At 35.9% G+C, this 18,284-nt stretch carries 18 protein-coding genes; 10 read left to right on the top strand and 8 right to left on the bottom strand.

What is annotated here, in order from left to right; genetic code table 11:
* Positions 1-37: 37 nt before the first annotated feature.
* The 5 genes from plsX to RT41_RS05510 all read right to left on the bottom strand — a co-directional run bounded on the left by plsX (position 38) and on the right by RT41_RS05510 (position 5,850).
* Positions 38-1,033, bottom strand: a complete 996-nt coding sequence (gene plsX, locus RT41_RS05530; RefSeq protein ID WP_096818040.1) for a phosphate acyltransferase PlsX — start codon at positions 1,031-1,033, stop codon at positions 38-40.
* 100 nt (positions 1,034-1,133) lie between these two features.
* On the bottom strand, positions 1,134-1,943 hold the full coding sequence (locus RT41_RS05525; RefSeq protein ID WP_096818038.1) for a Cof-type HAD-IIB family hydrolase: 810 nt from the start codon (positions 1,941-1,943) through the stop codon (positions 1,134-1,136).
* Positions 1,944-2,173: 230 nt separating this feature from the next.
* Positions 2,174-3,796, bottom strand: coding sequence for an ABC-F family ATP-binding cassette domain-containing protein (locus RT41_RS05520; protein WP_096818036.1), 1,623 nt, complete (start codon positions 3,794-3,796; stop codon positions 2,174-2,176).
* 258 nt (positions 3,797-4,054) lie between these two features.
* Complete coding sequence (locus tag RT41_RS05515; RefSeq protein ID WP_096818034.1) at positions 4,055-4,897, bottom strand: SDR family NAD(P)-dependent oxidoreductase; 843 nt, start codon at positions 4,895-4,897, stop codon at positions 4,055-4,057.
* Between the two features lie 212 nt (positions 4,898-5,109).
* On the bottom strand, positions 5,110-5,850 hold the full coding sequence (locus RT41_RS05510) for a MerR family transcriptional regulator (protein ID WP_096818032.1): 741 nt from the start codon (positions 5,848-5,850) through the stop codon (positions 5,110-5,112).
* Between the two features lie 134 nt (positions 5,851-5,984).
* Here RT41_RS05510 and RT41_RS05505 point away from each other — a divergent pair, with 134 nt between their 5' ends.
* The 3 genes from RT41_RS05505 (at position 5,985) to RT41_RS05495 (ending at position 7,406) form a co-directional block, all read left to right on the top strand.
* Positions 5,985-6,185 (top strand): hypothetical protein, encoded by a 201-nt coding sequence (locus RT41_RS05505; protein WP_096818029.1) that lies wholly within the window; start codon positions 5,985-5,987, stop codon positions 6,183-6,185.
* Positions 6,186-6,304: 119 nt separating this feature from the next.
* Positions 6,305-6,880, top strand: coding sequence for a GTP cyclohydrolase I FolE (gene folE, locus RT41_RS05500; protein ID WP_096818027.1), 576 nt, complete (start codon positions 6,305-6,307; stop codon positions 6,878-6,880).
* Positions 6,881-6,890: 10 nt separating this feature from the next.
* A complete protein-coding gene (locus RT41_RS05495; protein ID WP_180752686.1) occupies positions 6,891-7,406 on the top strand; it encodes a dihydrofolate reductase family protein in 516 nt (171 codons plus the stop codon).
* Positions 7,407-7,419: 13 nt separating this feature from the next.
* Here the strand turns inward: RT41_RS05495 and RT41_RS05490 are convergent, their stop codons facing one another.
* The 3 genes from RT41_RS05490 to rpmF all read right to left on the bottom strand — a co-directional run bounded on the left by RT41_RS05490 (position 7,420) and on the right by rpmF (position 8,836).
* Complete coding sequence (locus RT41_RS05490; protein WP_096818022.1) at positions 7,420-8,262, bottom strand: DegV family protein; 843 nt, start codon at positions 8,260-8,262, stop codon at positions 7,420-7,422.
* Between the two features lie 210 nt (positions 8,263-8,472).
* Positions 8,473-8,634, bottom strand: a complete 162-nt coding sequence (gene rpmG / locus RT41_RS05485) for a 50S ribosomal protein L33 (protein WP_054639691.1) — start codon at positions 8,632-8,634, stop codon at positions 8,473-8,475.
* A 28-nt stretch (positions 8,635-8,662) separates the two neighbouring features.
* Positions 8,663-8,836 (bottom strand): 50S ribosomal protein L32, encoded by a 174-nt coding sequence (gene rpmF, locus RT41_RS05480; RefSeq protein ID WP_054639723.1) that lies wholly within the window; start codon positions 8,834-8,836, stop codon positions 8,663-8,665.
* 412 nt (positions 8,837-9,248) lie between these two features.
* On the opposite strand from rpmF, the gene RT41_RS05475 reads away from it, so the two are divergent.
* The 7 genes from RT41_RS05475 to RT41_RS05445 all read left to right on the top strand — a co-directional run bounded on the left by RT41_RS05475 (position 9,249) and on the right by RT41_RS05445 (position 18,283).
* The gene (locus RT41_RS05475) at positions 9,249-11,030 is read left to right on the top strand and encodes a heavy metal translocating P-type ATPase (RefSeq protein ID WP_096818021.1); all 1,782 of its coding nucleotides are present in this window, start codon (positions 9,249-9,251) and stop codon (positions 11,028-11,030) included.
* 90 nt (positions 11,031-11,120) lie between these two features.
* On the top strand, positions 11,121-11,990 hold the full coding sequence (locus tag RT41_RS05470) for a COG4705 family protein (RefSeq protein WP_245811612.1): 870 nt from the start codon (positions 11,121-11,123) through the stop codon (positions 11,988-11,990).
* 454 nt (positions 11,991-12,444) lie between these two features.
* Positions 12,445-13,398 (top strand): glycosyltransferase family 2 protein, encoded by a 954-nt coding sequence (locus tag RT41_RS05465; protein ID WP_096818019.1) that lies wholly within the window; start codon positions 12,445-12,447, stop codon positions 13,396-13,398.
* Positions 13,399-13,507: 109 nt separating this feature from the next.
* On the top strand, positions 13,508-14,185 hold the full coding sequence (locus tag RT41_RS05460; protein ID WP_054639690.1) for a response regulator transcription factor: 678 nt from the start codon (positions 13,508-13,510) through the stop codon (positions 14,183-14,185).
* Positions 14,186-14,201: 16 nt separating this feature from the next.
* Positions 14,202-15,539: a sensor histidine kinase gene (locus tag RT41_RS05455; protein WP_096818017.1), complete on the top strand. Its 1,338-nt coding sequence runs from the start codon at positions 14,202-14,204 to the stop codon at positions 15,537-15,539.
* A gap of 1 nt (position 15,540) precedes the next feature.
* The gene (locus RT41_RS10445; protein ID WP_180752685.1) at positions 15,541-17,628 is read left to right on the top strand and encodes a glycosyltransferase family protein; all 2,088 of its coding nucleotides are present in this window, start codon (positions 15,541-15,543) and stop codon (positions 17,626-17,628) included.
* Positions 17,600-18,283: a phosphatase PAP2 family protein gene (locus tag RT41_RS05445; protein WP_096818015.1), complete on the top strand. Its 684-nt coding sequence runs from the start codon at positions 17,600-17,602 to the stop codon at positions 18,281-18,283. The genes RT41_RS10445 and RT41_RS05445 overlap by 29 nt, the downstream gene beginning before the upstream one ends.
* Position 18,284 lies beyond the last annotated feature (1 nt).

The raw sequence follows: 18,284 nt of genomic DNA, 5'->3' as shown, positions 1-18,284 counted from the left end.
GAGCTCGAAGGAGTTCTTTTTTATTTAATCTATTAAATCATTCAACACGATTTTCAAAATGTTCAAGGAGCTTTCCTGTGACGTCTGACTCAATCATGCGATGAATTTGACTGATTGCACTTGTGATGGCTTCAGCACTTGAATTTCCATGTGCTTTGATAACGGGGGCCTTAAGTCCGATAAAGGCAGCACCACCAGCACTATCTGTGCTCATCATTGTTTTCAGACCTGAAAGTGGTTTTTTAATCAGTGCGCCACCAATTTTTGTCGTCAAACTCCCTCCCATAATCGCCGACTTGATTTGTTTCATCAGGACAGAAGCGGTTCCTTCAATAGCTTTCAATACAGCATTTCCTGTGAAACCATCAGCAACGACAACATCAGCAACACCAGTCAAAATATCTCTTGATTCTATATTTCCGATGAAATTTAAATCAGGCATCGTTGACAAGATTTCATGAGCCTCCTTAATCATTGGTGACCCTTTTGATTCTTCTGCACCATTTGATAAAAGAGCAATACGGGGCTTGTTTACACCACGAACATTTTCAGCATAATAAGAACCTAAAATTGCGAAATCAACTAAGTGTTGTGCGGTATTTTCTGTATTGGCACCTAGGTCAAGCATATCAAAACCAGTTCCATCAGCTGTAGGTAAAGTGCTCATTAGTGCAGGGCGGCTTACTTTTTTAATACGCTTGATTAGCAAAAGTCCCCCGGTAAGGAGAGCTCCTGTTGAACCTGCTGATAAAACCGCATCGGCTTCCCCTTTTTTGACGGCTGTAATTGCCCGAACCAGTGAGCTATCTTTTTTCGATTTGATCGCAGTAACAGGGTCATCATGGAAATCAATAATCTCAGTTGTTTCAACGATTTCTACATGATTTTCATCTTCCAAGAACTGACGAATTTTTGCACCATCACCAAAAAGTAAATAGTCAATGTCACTAAATTGTTTTTTTGCCTGATTGATACCTTTTACAATATTTTCAGGGGCAAAATCGCCCCCCATTGCATCAATTGCAATTTTCATAATAATTCTCCCTTATTTTCTGCGAAAATTTTAAATAAATAATAAAAGTTTTTAATGATTCCTCATAAATTATATCAAAAAAAGTGACTCAATAGCCACTTTATTTAATGATTTTGCCGATTTGTTCTAAGACAGCATCTTCGTCATTACTTAAAATAACTTCATCTGCAATCTCCAAAATGTCAGGATAAGCATTGCTAACAGCATAAGCTGTGCCAGCGTATTTCAGCATTTCATAATCATTCATCTGGTCGCCAAAAGCGGCTAAGTTTTCTGGGTGCCAATCAAAGTGAGCTAAGAGCTGTGCCAAACCAGATGCTTTACTAATGCCGTGAGACCCAATATCAATACTCGTAAAACCAGTTGTAGTGGCACGAGCAAAAGGTAACGTTTCAGTAATGTAACGTTCACAGGCAGACGTTTTATCTTCTGGAAAATTTGTTGTAACTTTAATCAAATCGTCATCTATTTCATCGATTGACTTAACTTTTTTGATATTTGCATAGTAATAATGAGTTTTTTGCCAAAATTCATCAGAAACATTTTCAAGGCAATAAGAACCACGGATCCCTGAAATTAAGAAATCCTCTTTTGGTGAATAGGGCATTTCTTGTAATAAATTACAAACTTTAATTGTCTGTTCATGTGTGAAGGTTTTTGCGAAGATAGTTTGTCCCTTGTAAGAAACGACACCTCCATTTTCGGCTACAAAAGCAATTCGATCCTTGAAATCATTGAAAATCATGTTTTCAAGTGCCAAAAGTTGTCGTCCAGAGGAGGCGCAAAAAACATACCCTTTCTTGTCAAATTCATCAAGAACATGAGCTAATTTGTCATGATTGAATGTTCGGTCAGAATGGAGAAAGGTTCCATCCATGTCTGTTGCAAATAATTTTAATTCTTTTTTCATTTTTTGTTATTTTCTTAATCCGTCCAAAGCAAAAGCCTGCACCATTTTAATAGAGATGAGATCCAAAGTCACGTTCATTTGATTCAAAATCATATTTTAATCATAGTATTCACATTTTTCATTTATCAAAAACTCTGTCAGCACTGACAGAGTTTTGATTTTCAAAAATATTACGAAAAAGGGAAACTCCGTTTTCTCTATTCGCAACCTTAAACAGTCCACAGGACTGTTTAAGCCCAAAGTGCTTTAACTTTTGCTTGAACCTCATCATTTGCCAAAAACTCATCATAAGTTTCACCAATACGGTCAACGACGCCATTTTTTGAAAGCACAACAATGTGATTTGCAATTGTGTTTAAAAACTCATGGTCATGTGAGCTGAAAAGAATGGAGCCTTTGAAAGCTTTCAAACCGTCATTCAAGGCAGAAATAGATTCCAAATCCAAATGATTTGTTGGATCATCGAGGACCAGAACATTCGCACGTTGCAACATCATTTTTGAGAGCATGACACGAACTTTTTCTCCACCAGACAGCACCTTAACTTGTTTCAAAGATTCTTCCCCCTTAAAGAGCATACGACCAAGGAAACCACGAAGATAAGTATTGTCATCCTCTTCTTTTGTCAACACAAATTGACGGAGCCAGTCCAAGATTGAATCTTCGCTATCAAAGTCACGTGTATTATCTTTAGGTAAATAAGAACGAGAAGTCGTAATTCCCCACTTAATTTCGCCAGAATATTCGATGTCGCCCATCAAAGCGCGGAGCAAGGCAGTTTGTTGAATATCATTTTGTCCAATGAAGGCTGTTTTATCGCCAGGTGCAAGAATAAATGAAATGTTATCCAGTACTTTTTCGCCGTCGATTTCAACAGAGAGGTTTTCTACACGGAGCAAATCATTACCAACTTCACGCTCTTGATCAAATCCAACGAATGGATATTTACGTGAAGACGGCACAAATTCTTCAACTTCAATCTTATCAAGCATTTTTTTACGAGATGTTGCTTGTTTTGATTTAGATGCATTTGCTGAGAATCGTGCAATAAAGTCTTTCAATTCAGCAATTTTTTCTTCAGCTTTACGATTTTGGTCATTTTGAAGGCGTAAAGCAAGTTCAGATGATTCTTTCCAGAAATCGTAGTTCCCTGGGTAAAGTTTAATTTTACCGTAATCAAGGTCAGCCATGTATGTACAAACATTATTAAGGAAGTGACGGTCATGAGACACAACAATAACTGTATTTTCGAAATTAATTAAAAATTCTTCAAGCCAGGAAATTGCTTGGATATCAAGACCATTTGTTGGTTCGTCAAGTAATAGGACATCTGGTTTACCAAATAGGGCTTTTGCAAGCAAAACTTTTACGTGCTCGCCAGAAGTCAAATTTGCCATTAAATCCATGTGTTGTTCAACTTTGATTCCCAAGTTTTGCAAAAGACGTGCGGCTTCGGATTCTGCTTCATAACCACCCATTTCGCCGAATTCTGCTTCGAGTTCAGCAGCACGCATGAAATCATCGTCTGTTGCATCAGGATTCATGTAGATTGCATTTTTTTCTTGGTTAATTTCAAAAAGTTTTTCGTTCCCCATCATGACAACGTCAAGTGGTGTTTGATCCTCATAATCATAATGATTTTGACGTAAAACAGACATCCGTTCATTTGGATTCATTGAAACATGGCCTGTTGTAGGTTGAATTTCGCCATCCAAAATTTTGAGGAAGGTTGATTTACCCGCACCATTGGCACCAATCAAACCGTAACAGTTTCCTGGTGTAAATTTGATGTTAACATCGTCAAAAAGTTTGCGATCGGAAAAAATAAGTGAAATATCAGATACAGTAAGCATTTATCGTCCTTTAAGTAAAATACGAATCAGTCAAAAAAGATAACCAATTCATTATTAAGTATAGTTACTATAATTCTACCATAATCTCAATCTTTAATAAAGCCTATTTTCTCCACATTAGATGGATGAGATAGTATCTTTTCTTTTAGTTTCATTTGTGTCTCAATTTAGTCAGTTTTAAGAGATTTTCTTTATAATACAATCATTCCAATAATAATTTTTCATAACGTTTACTCCTAATAAACAAAAAAATCTCGATCATTGATCGAGATTTTTGGTTGTTTGCTCGAAATGTTTAATCATTCGACGCATGACATGATAAAAAAGTTTTTGGTGGTGACGAGCTACTTTAACCATAACTTTGTCCGAGAAGGCATTGAAATAGCGAAGCTGGGGCTTAACATCTGTCGCTGCTTTATAGAATATTTTTGCTAAATCAGCAGAAGTGGGTGCATTTTTCATGAAACTTTCCATTCCTGCAGAGACGGCTTCAACGAGAGGGAGGTAAGGAGATTGAGCAGCAAGGTTCTTTTTGGCATTTTCAAAAGCAATATTTCCCCAACTTGATTGTGTGCCGCCAGGTTGAATACAAATGCTCCGAATCCCAAAAGGTTCAACTTCTAGATTTAAAACATCGCTCCATTGTTGCAAAGCAGCTTTTGTCGCGTGGTAATAAGCTCCTAAAGGCATATATACATCACCACCAATACTAGAAATGTTAACGATTCTCCCAAATTTCTGAGCACGCATTGTAGGCAGCACAAGTTGTGTCAATTCAACAGCCCCAAAAAAATTGGTTTCAAATTGCTTGCGTATCAGTGACATCGGAATTTCTTCGGCGGGGCCATATTCACCATAACCTGCATTGTTGACCAGGACATCAATTCGTCCAGTTTTGGCTAAGGCTGATTCGACAAAATTAACATTGGAATCGTGGTCTGTAACATCTAATTTGAGTGCCATAATTTGTGGGTCAACGGGTATTTTTTCGACACGTCGAGCTCCAGCGATAACGTGCCAACCTTTTGATGCGAATAGTTTAGCGGCCTCTAACCCCATCCCATTTGACGCACCTGTAATAAGAACTGTTTTTTCTGTCATAAGAAGTCTTCCTTTTTATTTTTTTTGGAGAACATGAAAGTTATTTCACTATGATTTTACACCTTTTTTATTTATTTTAACAAAAAAAGATTTGATGGAGAATCAAATCTTTAAGGAGTAATTTATGAAAAAGTTTATTTAGGAGTATGTAGAAATTATATATTAATCTACTGAAATGAAACTTAAATGAAAACAAAAAGAATTTGAGACAATTAACGGACATTTTTATAGAATATATCCGCCATTTCATAAAAATATTCAGGAAGTCCATTGAATCTTTTTATATAATTTTGCCGAAATCGTTCATCATCACAGTACATTTTTATCAAACTTAAGTGCGCAGCCTTAGTGACAGGACTTGTCCAGAAGTGCTCTAGCCATTCTTTATGAAGTTGAATAGCTTTAAAGGCAAGATTATGGTTATTCGATTGATAAGCATCTTCAAGCAGATGAACGATTTCATCATGTCTCTGAGAAGCCCAATCTTGTGATTCTTTCGTCTGATCAAGATATTTTTCATTACTGTCATCAATTGTTTGATTCCCGTATTTTTGACGGATTTCAAACCCGTATTTTTTTTCGTTTTCATTGATTCGTTGCTGTTTTAACAGTTCGAAGTCTTCTTTTTCCATTAGATAATCCTCGTTTTCTAATTTTTTATTAAGTTTATTAATTAATTGACTAATTTGTTCACCTTCTTGAACGAGTCGTTGTAAATGTTTCTCTAAAATTTGTCTCTCATTTTGAGATTCTGAAAATAATAGTCTAATTTCTGAAATTGGAACATTTAGTTTTCTTAAACTTTTAATGTAAAAAATCTTAGATACTTCATCATTGGAATAAATTCGGTAGTCATTTTCATCGCGTTGAGGTGAAAGCAGTCCCGTTTTTTCCCAGTGTCGAAGGGTCTTAGACGTTAATTCAGTTAATTTTGTTAATTCTTTGATTTGCATGATTTCTCCTTTTTCTAAGGGATAATTCTATTATATTCCTTGACCTTGGGTCAATGTCAATTAGAAAGTTTCTCTTGCAAAAAAATTTATTTTAGCTTATAATACCATTACCAAATAGAAAGTGAGAATTAATTATGAACATTGCTTATCAATTTTTAGATGGACGTAAAGGAGGTCAAAGCTTTGTCAGTGTAGCTGAATTCATTATGTTACAAGATAGAGAAGTTCCAGCGATTGACGACTCAGCGAAAGTCTTGTCTGTTGAAATCGACGGTGAGCCTTATGAGTTTTCTGGCAACGTTGCTGACTTATTCTTTGAACTCAATAAAAAATAAATTCAACGAACACCGCTAGCGGTGTTTTTTTATTTTATAAAAAAAACGGACAATTTATTACTCAATAAAAATTGAACTATGATAAAATGTGAGAATACGGAAATGAAAGAAAGACGATTATGCAAGAAGAAAAGTACAACCACCTAAAAGAATTATTTTCAGATGAAGAAAAAATTAATCAAGCAATTACAGGAATTGAAGCCCTAATTGATTTGATTGGAGAAGATGTAAACCGCGAAGGACTTCAAGATACCCCATATCGTTTTTTAAAGGCCTTTGCCGAATACTCTCAGGGTTATAAAGTAGACCCTAAAACGTACTTAGAAACACAATTTGAAGCCGAATCACACGATGTAGTCGTTGTACGTGACATTCCATTTGAATCTGCCTGTGAGCACCATTTGGCCCGTTTTCATGGTGTTGCACATGTTGCTTATATCCCAAATGAGAAAATTACAGGTTTATCAAAATTTCCTCGAATGATAAATGGCTATGCTCGTCGTTTACAAGTCCAAGAACGCTTAACGGCACAAGCTGCGGATGCCATTTACGAAGTTCTTAACCCCGAAGCATGTGCGGTGGTTATTGAAGCGACACATTCTTGTATGACGGCTCGTGGGGCAATGGCTCATGGCTCATCTACAAAAACATTCGCTGTTCGTGGGGAAAAGAATTTACTTGAATATCTCAAATAAGGAGAAACATTTGAAAGTTACGATGGTTATGGTTTCCAGTGTTGATGGGATTGTTTCACGTCAGTCCCAAGAGAGTGTTAAAACTTGGACTTCAATTGAGGATCAGCACCATCTCATCGAAATTGTAAGAAAATGCGATGCTGTAATTACTGGAAGAAAATCTTTTACGAAGCGCATAGCAGAAGTCCCTTACTATGTATATTCTAGAAGTCAAAAATCAACTGATGAAGATAAAGCTGGAGGTCTCTTTTTTACCCAAAAAGATCCGACAGCGCTACTAGAAGAATTGCAGAATTTACAGTTTGAAGAAGTTCTGCTTTTAGGCGGACCAGAAATCAACTCCCTCTTTTTAAATGCTAAACTCGTAGATGAAATAATTATCACGATTGAACCGAAGTTATTTGGAAATGGAAAGCACTTGGCTAGTTCAGAGTTTGAGTTAGATTTGAAGCTTATTGATTTGAAAAAACTCAATAAAAATGGGACGTTACTTGTAACATACGCGATAAAAAAAACGATCGATTGATCGTTTTTTTTTGTTAAATTGCATCTGCTTTTTCAAAACCAACGAGGAGGCCACCTTTTTCAGCATAAAAGCTGCAGAGTCCACGTGTTGGATAAATTTCAATATCAGTATTCTCAAATTTTGATAAAATGATTTGTTTTAGAGAATGAGCAGCAGTTTCATTTCCGACGTGCCCAATCTTAACTTTGCCACCTTTAAAACCCAATTTATTCATATTATCGAAAATACATGAAAGTGCCCTTTTCTCTCCACGGCACTTGTCTAGTGGATCTAGATCTCCCTTTTCGCTCGCTTTACCAACAATACGAATACCTAAAAGTCCCACTGCTTTTGCAACAAGTGGATTAACACGACCATTATTTGCTAAGTTTTTCATGGAAGCCAACATGAATAAAAGTCCAGTTTTTTCTTTATATTCGTTCACAACTTTATTGATTTCTTCGAATGTTTTTCCGAGTGTAATTTGCTCTTTGATTTTTTCAATAATAAGTTGCAATTCAGGTCCTGCAGAAAGTGTGTCAATAATAGAAACTCTACGACCAGGAAATTCTTCTTCATAAGAATCTTTAGCAACACGAGCAGCATTGTAGCTTCCAGATAAACCACTTGTTATTGGGACACAAAAAATATTTTCGGCATCTTCAAATGCATTTTCCCACTCTGCAGGAGAAGGACATGCAGTACGAGATTTTCCCTTGTAGTTTTGCAATTCATCAACCATTTTTTCAACATTAAGGTTGGCATCATCCACATATTCTTTCTCAGCGGTATTAATTTTTAATGGGGCTGAGGTGAATGGAACACCTTCAAGTTTGTTTAAATCGGCTGAGGAGTCCGCAATAATTTTAAATTTCATATGATATATCCTTATAAAGGTTCCTTTGTATAGTCTGAGTTTAACTAACAATTACTCCACTTTATTTTATCATAATAAAGGTTATATATGTCAAATAAAAATGAATTTGTTAATATTTTTTAATATTTTATATTTAAGAAATTTTTTTATAAAAAAACACGAAATATCCTTGTGATACTCGTGCTTTTCTGTTTTTAAAATGTATTGATCTTATTTAACTTCTTTAAAAACAACGTGTTTGCGAAGTTTTGGAGAGTATTTTTTAAGTTCAAGTTTGTCAGGTGTGTTACGTTTGTTCTTTTGAGTAAGGTAAAGACGTTCGCCTGATTCTTTGTGTTCAAGAATTACGTGTGTGCGTACTCCAGCTGCCATATTGAGTTACTTCCTTTCCTATTAAATTTTACTTAGCGTCGCGGACTTGACGGCCTTTGTAGTAGCCTTTCAATGAAACGCGGTGTGAGCGACTGTAGTCGCCTGTTGCTTCGTCAAATTTAACAGTTGGAGCTGTCAATTTGTAGTGTGTACGACGACGATTTTTCTTTGCTGATGAAGTGTGACGTGCAGGTACTGCCATGAGTTTGTGTCCTCCGTTGATTTTTTGCGTTTTGACGATGTCAAAAACATACTTAATTATCATAACATAACGTTTTTTAAATTGCAAGAAATGTAAAGTAAAAATACTTGACAAATTCTGGGAAAGCATAAGAAAGCTAGATATATCAAGTAAATCTAGGGATGTAAAAATTGTTTGACGGTCATATCATGAGAATTGTGTATTTTAATTTGATAAAATTAAGTTAGAAAAAGATTGAATCACACCAACTTTAATTTGCTCAGTTCGCAAGAATCAAAGTGCGGTTTTACTAGTTTTTAAGTTTGATAATTCAGTATCAATGAAGTTATTAGTTGAACTAAACAGGGCATAGAATCAGGTCAATTATAGAAATGAGAAAATTTCATTTTTAGAAGGGAGTGTTGAGTTTAATATGAAAAACTGGCAAAAATTAATTCTGGTGTTCTTAATAGCATCGAGTGCTTTGATTGCTTATTTTGGCTTAGGGCAAGAATTTATTGCACAACTCATTGTGACAGTTGCAGGGGGATTTCTAGCAATCACAATGTTTATCGAAATGATAAAAACATTGAGAAGTGGCTCATATGGTGTCGATTTATTGGCCATTACAGCAATTATTACAACACTATTAGTTGGTGAATACTGGGCGTCTTTAATCATTGTTTTAATGTTGGTTGGTGGTGAAACACTTGAAGATTATGCAGCAGGTCGAGCACACCGTGAATTATCTGCTTTACTGCAAAAATCTCCAGAAATTGCGCACGTCAAAACTGGTGAAACGTTAGTGGATCATGCTTTAGATGAAGTTAAAATCGGATCTGTTTTGCTCATCAAACCAATGGAAGTTATTCCAATTGATGGGATATTAAAATCGGATGCAGCTATTCTGGACGAATCTTCGGTCACTGGTGAAACAAAACCTAATGAACTAATTAAGGGCAATGAGGTTATGTCTGGTGCAATTAATGGGAGTTCTAGCATTGAAATTGAAACAACAGTTTTAGCTAGCGAGTCTCAATTTCAGAAAATCATTAATTTGGTACGTGAGGCTGAGAAAACACCAGCGAATTTTGTACGTTTAGCTGATCGATATGCTGTTCCATTCACAATTATTGCTTATATTATTGCTGGAATTGCTTATGCTATTTCTGGGGATCCGGTTCGAATTGCGGAAGTTCTTGTTGTAGCAAGTCCTTGTCCTTTGATTTTAGCTGCTCCTATTGCCTTTGTTTCTGGCATGAGTCGTTCTTCAAAAAATGGCTTTCTTATCAAAAATGGGACTGTGATTGAAAAACTTGCAACGGCCAAGTCAATATTCTTTGATAAAACAGGAACCATTACTGATGGCAAAATCCAAGTTGCTTCAATTGAACCTGTATCAGAGCTGACAGAAGTGGAGTTACTCGAAATTGCTTATACGTTAGAGAAATCAAGCGGACACGTTTTGGCCAAAGCAATCAGCAAATATGCCCAAGAACGTAATATTCCTACTTTAGGTATGTCAGGGTTGATAGAAGTTGCGGGAATGGGAGTCACCGGGCAAATTGGAGGACATGAAATCAAAATAGGTCGGAAAAATTTTGTTGGTGCACCAGTTGATTTGGATTATGAGACTGCCTTTTATGTCAGTCGTGATGGTAAATATATAGGAGCAGTAACCTTTTCTGATAAAATTCGTCCTGAAGCTAAATCGGTTATGGATCAGCTGAAATCACTTGGCTTAAATAACTTAACGATGCTTACAGGCGATAATGATCGTGTGGCTCAAAAAGTGGCAGCAGAAGTTGACATTCCCAATGTATATGCCAGCTTATTGCCAGGTGAAAAACTGGAATATATTAAAACTGCTACAGAACATCCTGTCATTATGGTCGGAGATGGTGTAAATGATGCACCTGCATTAACATTAGCAGATGTAGGTATTTCAGTCGGTAGTGGAAATTCAACAGTTGCGAGCGAAGCTGCGGATATTGTGCTACTAAAAAATGATTTGTCGAGTGTAACAAAAGCAGTCACGATAAGTCGTGACACAATGCGGATTGCAAAACAAGCTGTTTTGATGGGGATTATCATTTGTATTATTTTGATGCTTATAGCGGCAACGGGGATTATTCCAGCAATTATTGGGGCCTTGTTCCAAGAAGTTATTGATGTGGTATCAATATTATATGCGCTTAGAGCATTACGAGATTAAATTAAATAAAGCTCATTTTGAGCTTTTTATGATAATTTTTCATCAATTTTTAAAGAAATACTGGTTTAACTTTTTGATAAAAGGAATAAAATGGAGCATATTCATATCAAAAAAGAAAAATTAGGTTATCTTATGTTTGAAAAAAATTTTAAATGGAGTAAAGTACCAACGATTGGGTTGCTCTTTTGGCTGACAAAACTGGTCTCTACAGGACAGGGCGAATCTATTTCGGATTGGTCAACAAAACTCTTTGGTTTACAAAATATCGTGATTGGAGCAGCATTTACAGTCGTTTGGTCATTTAGCCTTTTTGCTGTATTTTTGTATTTACAATTGCGTTCTGAAAAGTATCGCCCTTTCTTTTATTGGATGAGCGTTGCACTCTTGGCTATTTTTGGGACTGTTTTAGCAGACGGATTGACTGCTGTTTTTGGCTTGTCACATATGATTACTTCAATTATTTTTGGGGCTTTGATGCTCTTATCCTTCTATCTCTGGCACCACACAACAGGTTCTCTGTCCATTCATAATATAAAAAATATCAAATCAGAGCTTTTTTATTGGATAACGGTCATGTTTAGTTTTGCATTGGGCACGGCGGTAGGGGATTGGTTTGCTTATGGAAAGACTCTTGACCCTTATGGTTTTGGCTTAGGTTTGCTAAATACTGGGCTACTTTTAGGTGCAATTTTTGTCTTGATTATTGCGTATAGAATCATTGTAAAACCAGCAGAAAATTCATTTTCTGAAATTCTAACTTTTTGGTTAGCCTATATTTTGACACGACCAGTTGGGGCAAGTTTTGCTGACTATTTTGGGTACGACTGGAAAAGTGGGAGTTTAGGTAATCGAGGAATGTCAGTTATCTGGCTAATGATTTTTATTGTCCTTATGGCGATTACCTTTATTCGATATAGTAAAAGTAAATCAGAAATATTGTCGGTATCACATGAATTATGATAAATTATCATTTAATCCTCAATAAATAACTATCGTTTGTTGGATTATCTTTCTATATAATTAAGTTAAGAAAAAGATTAATAGTGTAAAACAAGAGCATCAATAAACGATGCTCATCTTTGGTTTATCCTTTATGTTTATTGAAAAATGAATTTGAGTAAATTATTTAATCATGTTCCACATCTTTTAATGAATACAATGTTAAAATTAAAGTATTAGTTCGGTCTGTCAGTGATAACTAATGTTTTAATAAAAATACCTTTGAGTTATATGAAATGAAATTTTAATATTTTTTATCCAATGAAAAGTCTTTGAATTTATTTTTGCCGGCTAAGAGGATGTAATATATTCCGAGAATTTTATATGAATTATTGGTAATAATTGTTTTGAGAAATATTAATTTTGAAAATCAAAATTAAATCTTGTATTTAAGATTTAATTAAAAGGAGAAAATATGAGTACAGTACTTTACATGGTCGTTCCGTGTTACAATGAAGAATTAGTTCTTGACGAAACTTCTCATCGTTTAAAAATTAAATATACGCAGTTGATCGAAGCCGGGAAGATATCAGAATTAAGTCGTGTCGTATATGTGAATGATGGTTCAAAAGATTTGACTTGGGAAAAAATTACAGAAAAACATGAGGCTGATAAAATGTTCAGCGGAATTAATCTTTCTCGCAATCGTGGGCACCAAAATGCTTTGTTGGCAGGGTTAATGACGGTGAAAAACTTGGCAGACTGTGTAATTTCAATGGATGCGGACTTGCAAGATGACATTGATACGATTGATGCCATGCTTGATAAATTTGAAAATGAAGGCTTTGACGTTGTTTACGGTGTACGCGACAATCGTGACACAGATACATTCTTTAAACGTAACACCGCGGGACTTTTTTATAAATTAATGCAAGCACTCGGAAGTCAAAGTGTGCCTAATCACGCCGATTTTCGTTTAATGAGCCAACGTGCGCTCGATGGCCTTGAACAATTCCAAGAAGTGAATTTATTTTTGCGTGGAATGGTGCCAATGGTAGGTTATAAATCAACTACAGTCTATTACAAACGCGGAGAACGTTTTGCGGGGGAAAGCAAATACCCATTGAAAAAAATGATCAGTTTTGCTATTGATGGAATCACTTCAACCTCGGCAACACCTATGCGTTTGATTTTCTGGACCGGTTTCATCGTTTTCGTTCTTTCAATTGTTGCAGGACTTTATGTCTTTATTAGTCATGCAATTCAGGGACGAACGGTTCTTGGTTGGTCTTCATTAATGGTGGCAATAATCGCCTTCGGTGGATTAAATTTATTAGCAATTGGAATTATTGGTGAATATATTGGTAAAATTTTCTTGGAAGTTAAACAACGCCCTCGATTTATCATTCAAGATTTTATCAATGACTAATACTTGAATTATGAAAAAATATCATTATATTATCAGCGAAATTTTATCGTTTTAGTAGATCTATTTTGATAAGATGATAAAGAAAATTCAATGGAGTGGAGGAGTAGGGATGAAAAGGCATGTTTTGATTGTCGAAGATGAACGAAGCATCTCAAGTTACGTAAAGAAAGAATTAATGTTTGAGGATTATGAGGTTTCCACAGCATTTGATGGCGTTGAGGCAATTGAAAAATTTGAATCTGCTAATCCTGCAGTCGATGTCGTCCTCTTAGATTGGATGATTCCTAAAATTGATGGTCTGGGTGTCTTGCGACGGATGAAGAAAATACAGCCTAATACGCCGATTATATTCTTGACAGCACGTGATTATGTAGGGGATAAAGTCGCAGGGCTTGATGCTGGTGCTGATGACTATATTACCAAACCTTTTGAAATTGAGGAGCTTTTGGCTCGTTTGCGTTTGATTTTTAGAAAATGGTCAACTGAACGAACAACATCATATCGTGTCGAACATTTATTTTTGGATACAACGGCTCATATCGTTTCGATAAATAATGAAACCATTAACCTTACACAAAGAGAATATGCTCTCCTTTTATTCTTTATGCAACACCGAGGAGAAGCAATTTCGAGAGCTGATTTACTTGATGAGGTCTGGGGTATGAATTTTGATGGTCAGGATAACACTGTTGATGCTTATGTTCGTTATTTACGGACAAAAATCGACTTATCTGACCAACCGTCATTGATTGAAACTGTTCGAGGCGTAGGCTATCGCATGCGATAAATGATAAAATTATAATATGAAAAAAAAAGATAAAAAAGATAAAAGGCAGTCGAATGCTAGTTACCTCACACGTATCTTTGTTCGTATTTTCTTAGTCATCACGGCGCTTAATATTATTATTGTTGCGGGTGTTGTAGCAATCAACGAGCTTCAAATGCGAGAAGCGGAAGGAGCGGCTCTGCTTTCTTCAATTCAAGAAGCTGCCATTAATGGAAATATTAATTGGCGCGAATTTGAATTGGCAAAAGATGGTGAAAGTTGGACTGATTTTGCGCGCGTGACACGACAAACTGGTGAAGTTGATGAAAGTCATGGGACAAGTGGTTTTTTAAAATCAAATTGGTCCATTCATTTTGATTATTTTCATGTCACAAACTACGGTGTCTACTGGCATGACAAATCTAAACAGGATGGGATTCAAATTGACCTTTGGATTAATGTCGATGCAGTAATTGATTCAGTATTTAGAACGGTTATTGCAATCGTTGTAGTTATGTGGTTGAGTTTTTTGGGTGGCATATTTATTATCCGATCTTACGCTAAAAAACTCAGTCAACCGCTATCAGATTTGTCGGATTCGACTGAAAAAAATGATGGCAATCCACTTCCCGTTCCTGAAAATCCGATTGAAGTTCGACAATTAGCACAAAATTTTAATAAGCTATTAAATCGGTTGAATGTCAAGATTTTGCAAGAACAACAATTTGTCTCAGACGCTTCTCATGAGTTAAGGACGCCTGTTGCAGCAATTCGAGGGCATGCAACTTTACTCAAACGTAGATGGAAAGAACATCCTGAAATTATCGATGAGTCACTTGATTACATTGATGAAGAATCTCAGCGAATGAAAACAATGATTGAAGAATTACTTACGATTTCAAGAGGGAATCATATGGAAATTGAGAATGAAAAATTTGATTTATCAGAATATGTTGCACGCCTTATTACTGAAATTCAGCCTGCAATCGTTCAAAAAATTGAAGTTCAATTAACGGAAAACGCAATTGTCAATGCTGACAAAAAAGCGGTTCGCCAGGTACTAATCGCTTTTATTGAAAACGCAGGGAAATATTCACCAGTTGAAAAAAATATTGTAGTAAAACTCAAAACTTCTGGAGATACGCTTGATTTATCAGTAGCTGATGAAGGGCAAGGTATTCCAAATGAGGAAAAGGAAAAGATTTTTGAGCGTTTTTATCGTATTGATAAATCTCGTTCAAGTGAAATTCCGGGGACTGGTTTGGGACTTTCTATTGCCAAACAATATGCCGAAATGATGGGAGCATGGATTTTCGTATCGGATAATGTTCCAACGGGTTCAATCTTCCACCTTGTTTTCCACAAGGAGAGCTAATATGCTTAAAAGACTTATACGCTGCGGTCTTTTGGGTTGTATAGGATTAGCGGCGTTTGGGATGTTGTTTGTCTCGCAAACGGAAACAGGTTTTGTTGAACCAATTTCTGTTTTGCTCTTAATGATGGTTCTCTATATGGGCTTTCGGCCCATTTTTTATTGGTTGTCAGCACTGACAAAACAAAAATTAAAATGGATCATTGGACTTGCATTGATACTGACGGTTGCCATTGCAATCTTAGTAGTTACTCAGATTCGAATTCAACTGTTTGGTGATATCTGGCACATACAAATCATGGCGGCAAAGATTGCAGCTGGTAATTTTAAATGGGACGAGTGGATTCTACAGTATCCACAACTTGTTCCACTGACTTACTTGTATAGTATTTTTGTCCGTCTGGGAAATGGAATTGGCTTTGGCTTTTACCCCTTCTTTTATGCTTACAATATCATATTAATGATAGGGACAATTGGTCTTGTTATTCATATTCTATGGCGGAGAAGTCCAGCTGTAGGTGCCTTTTCAGCAATTGTTGCATTAGTTACTCCTCTTTTTTACAGCTTTATGATTCAAGTTGGGTATACCGACGGTGCTAGTATTTTTGTCCTTGTCCTCTTGGTTGATTTATTTGATCAAATTAGGCTGAAGTGGCAGCAAATATTACTTGTGAGTCTGGCTTTCAGCTATGCCTACTTGATGAGGCCCAATGTAATTATTTTTCTAGTTGCCCTCCTTATTATCGGTGGGTTCAGTTGGAAGAAAAATCCTCCTCAATTTAAAAAAACAAGTCAAATGTTTGTTGCTTGCCTCATTGGTATTTTTCTAGCCATCGGAACAGGTAAAGTAATTGACCAGGTGAATCATTACAATCCTCAGAATAAAGACGCTTATCCGACGGTACATTGGATATATATGGGGCTTAACCAAGCAACTTTAGGAGAGTACAACTCAACAGATCGCTATTATACTCTTGATCATAAAGGGTATTCAACAGCGAATGCAGCAGATTTAGCTGGAATTGAAAAACGACTTTCAGAATATAATCCTGTGAGCCTCTTAGCGCATTGGTACCAAAAATATCTCATTCTTTGGAAAAGTGGCTCTTTCCAAATGTTGACAGATTACCAAGGCTCTTATATTACAGCACCTGGCTGGCTTTTACAAAATAATGGGACTTTCATTTTGTTGATACAAACGTATTCAAAGGCTTTAATGGGATTGTTTCTATTAGCAATGTTACTTGACTTTTGGCGTAAAAAACAGTTAAAAATTAATAGTATTTTGCTCTCACTTTTGACAATTTTTGGAATTAGTCTCTTCCATACTTTACTTTGGGAAGTAAAAACACGCTACCAATTTATGACGTTTGGCTTAATATTTCTTGTTGGAATTTTATCACTGACCAATCAAATTGAGGTACCCTCGAGAATATGGCAAAGACCAAAAGTAAAGGCAATTGTACTGATCAGCTTACCCATGTTGATTTTGCTTTCGTCATTACTGATGGGGCAATATGTCAATAAAAAAGTTCCGATTCAAATTACTGGAAACAATAATTTGAACAATTACAAACAAAGCTCATCGCAAATAAGAATTCCAGCTCATGAATCAATTGAACAAGGCGTCACTCTAAACGCAGATGCAGCTACACTAATACTTAAAACAGGTGCAGATGCACCCCTTGACCTTAAAATTTTGAGCAATAAGCCTGATGATCAGGATGTAGTTATTAATAGGGAAATTTTACCACAGCAAACACAACTCACAATTCACAATTTATCCGCTAGCGGTTTACCAGCTGGCCAATATATCATCCAAATTGAAAATAAAAATAGTTTTGCAGTAACAATGACCGGTCAAAATAAAGTCTATGTGTCACTTTATCCGTCGCTTATTACAATGCCTCAAAAGCAGCAAAGCTCGTTTGTATTTTACTTTTATGGAAAAAAGGTGAATGGTTCCTACAATTTGAACTTTATAGTCAGCTATATTATTATTGTAATAATAATGTGGCTGTTCCTAATTTTCAATACAGTAAAAACAAGGAAAGGAAATCATTTTGAAAACAACAACAGAACACAAGGCTAAACTTTATTACACGCTAGGGTCTATTAGCCTCCTCCTTTTTATTATTTTAACAGCGATAATTAAATCGAGCTACTTACACACACCGTTTGCATTTGATCAAAGTGTTCAGAATTTTGCATTTCACTTGCAAAGCAGTCATTTTTTAGTTACTTTCTTTTCACACTTTACCAATTTCTTTGGCGATACAGGAGGCTCTATTTTAGCAGCTATTGTCTGCCTTTTCCTTTTCTTTATCATTAAAGAAAAAATTTCAGCGATTTGGTTGGGGATTCTCGTGGTTGCAAGCACACTTTGCAATACGATTATCAAAAGTGTTATTGGTCGTGTCCGCCCAGACATTCATCGCCTGGCAGGTTTTACAAATGAACCAGGTTATAGCTTCGCTAGTGGTCACTCAACATTCACAACAGTATTATTTGGCTGTCTCTTTCTAATGTTTTTGGTAAAAATGAAGTCAAATGCTGCACGCTTCGGTTGGGGAATAGGCGCTCTAGTTATGATTTTACTTGTTATGTTCTCTCGAATCTTTGTGGGAGTGCATTACCCTACAGACACTGTAGGTGGCTTCCTTGAAGGATTGACTTTCCTCATGTTGACCTATCCCACCTATCTTAAATATAAAGCAAAAAAATATTCTTGGAAAATATTAAATTAAT

It is taken from the genome of Lactococcus fujiensis JCM 16395, from assembly GCF_002441655.1.
GTDB lineage: Bacteria > Bacillota > Bacilli > Lactobacillales > Streptococcaceae > Lactococcus > Lactococcus fujiensis.
Note: the sequence above shows the minus strand (reverse complement) of the source record. Positions and strands in the feature narration are given on the sequence as shown.

What these genes read in the sequence shown, in the direction of transcription:
- RT41_RS10445 (WP_180752685.1), top strand. Translation starts at nt 15,541, where the DNA reads ATGCTTAAAAGACTTATACGCTGCGGTCTTTTGGGTTGTATAGGATTA.
- RT41_RS05515 (WP_096818034.1), bottom strand. Translation starts at nt 4,897, where the DNA reads ATGACAGAAAAAACAGTTCTTATTACAGGTGCGTCAAATGGGATGGGG.
- RT41_RS05475 (WP_096818021.1), top strand. Translation starts at nt 9,249, where the DNA reads ATGAAAAACTGGCAAAAATTAATTCTGGTGTTCTTAATAGCATCGAGT.
- rpmG (WP_054639691.1), bottom strand. Translation starts at nt 8,634, where the DNA reads ATGGCAGCTGGAGTACGCACACACGTAATTCTTGAACACAAAGAATCA.
- RT41_RS05465 (WP_096818019.1), top strand. Translation starts at nt 12,445, where the DNA reads ATGAGTACAGTACTTTACATGGTCGTTCCGTGTTACAATGAAGAATTA.
- RT41_RS05520 (WP_096818036.1), bottom strand. Translation starts at nt 3,796, where the DNA reads ATGCTTACTGTATCTGATATTTCACTTATTTTTTCCGATCGCAAACTT.
- rpmF (WP_054639723.1), bottom strand. Translation starts at nt 8,836, where the DNA reads ATGGCAGTACCTGCACGTCACACTTCATCAGCAAAGAAAAATCGTCGT.
- folE (WP_096818027.1), top strand. Translation starts at nt 6,305, where the DNA reads ATGCAAGAAGAAAAGTACAACCACCTAAAAGAATTATTTTCAGATGAA.
- RT41_RS05455 (WP_096818017.1), top strand. Translation starts at nt 14,202, where the DNA reads ATGAAAAAAAAAGATAAAAAAGATAAAAGGCAGTCGAATGCTAGTTAC.
- RT41_RS05505 (WP_096818029.1), top strand. Translation starts at nt 5,985, where the DNA reads ATGAACATTGCTTATCAATTTTTAGATGGACGTAAAGGAGGTCAAAGC.
- RT41_RS05470 (WP_245811612.1), top strand. Translation starts at nt 11,121, where the DNA reads ATGGAGCATATTCATATCAAAAAAGAAAAATTAGGTTATCTTATGTTT.
- RT41_RS05525 (WP_096818038.1), bottom strand. Translation starts at nt 1,943, where the DNA reads ATGAAAAAAGAATTAAAATTATTTGCAACAGACATGGATGGAACCTTT.
- RT41_RS05490 (WP_096818022.1), bottom strand. Translation starts at nt 8,262, where the DNA reads ATGAAATTTAAAATTATTGCGGACTCCTCAGCCGATTTAAACAAACTT.
- RT41_RS05460 (WP_054639690.1), top strand. Translation starts at nt 13,508, where the DNA reads ATGAAAAGGCATGTTTTGATTGTCGAAGATGAACGAAGCATCTCAAGT.
- plsX (WP_096818040.1), bottom strand. Translation starts at nt 1,033, where the DNA reads ATGAAAATTGCAATTGATGCAATGGGGGGCGATTTTGCCCCTGAAAAT.
- RT41_RS05510 (WP_096818032.1), bottom strand. Translation starts at nt 5,850, where the DNA reads ATGCAAATCAAAGAATTAACAAAATTAACTGAATTAACGTCTAAGACC.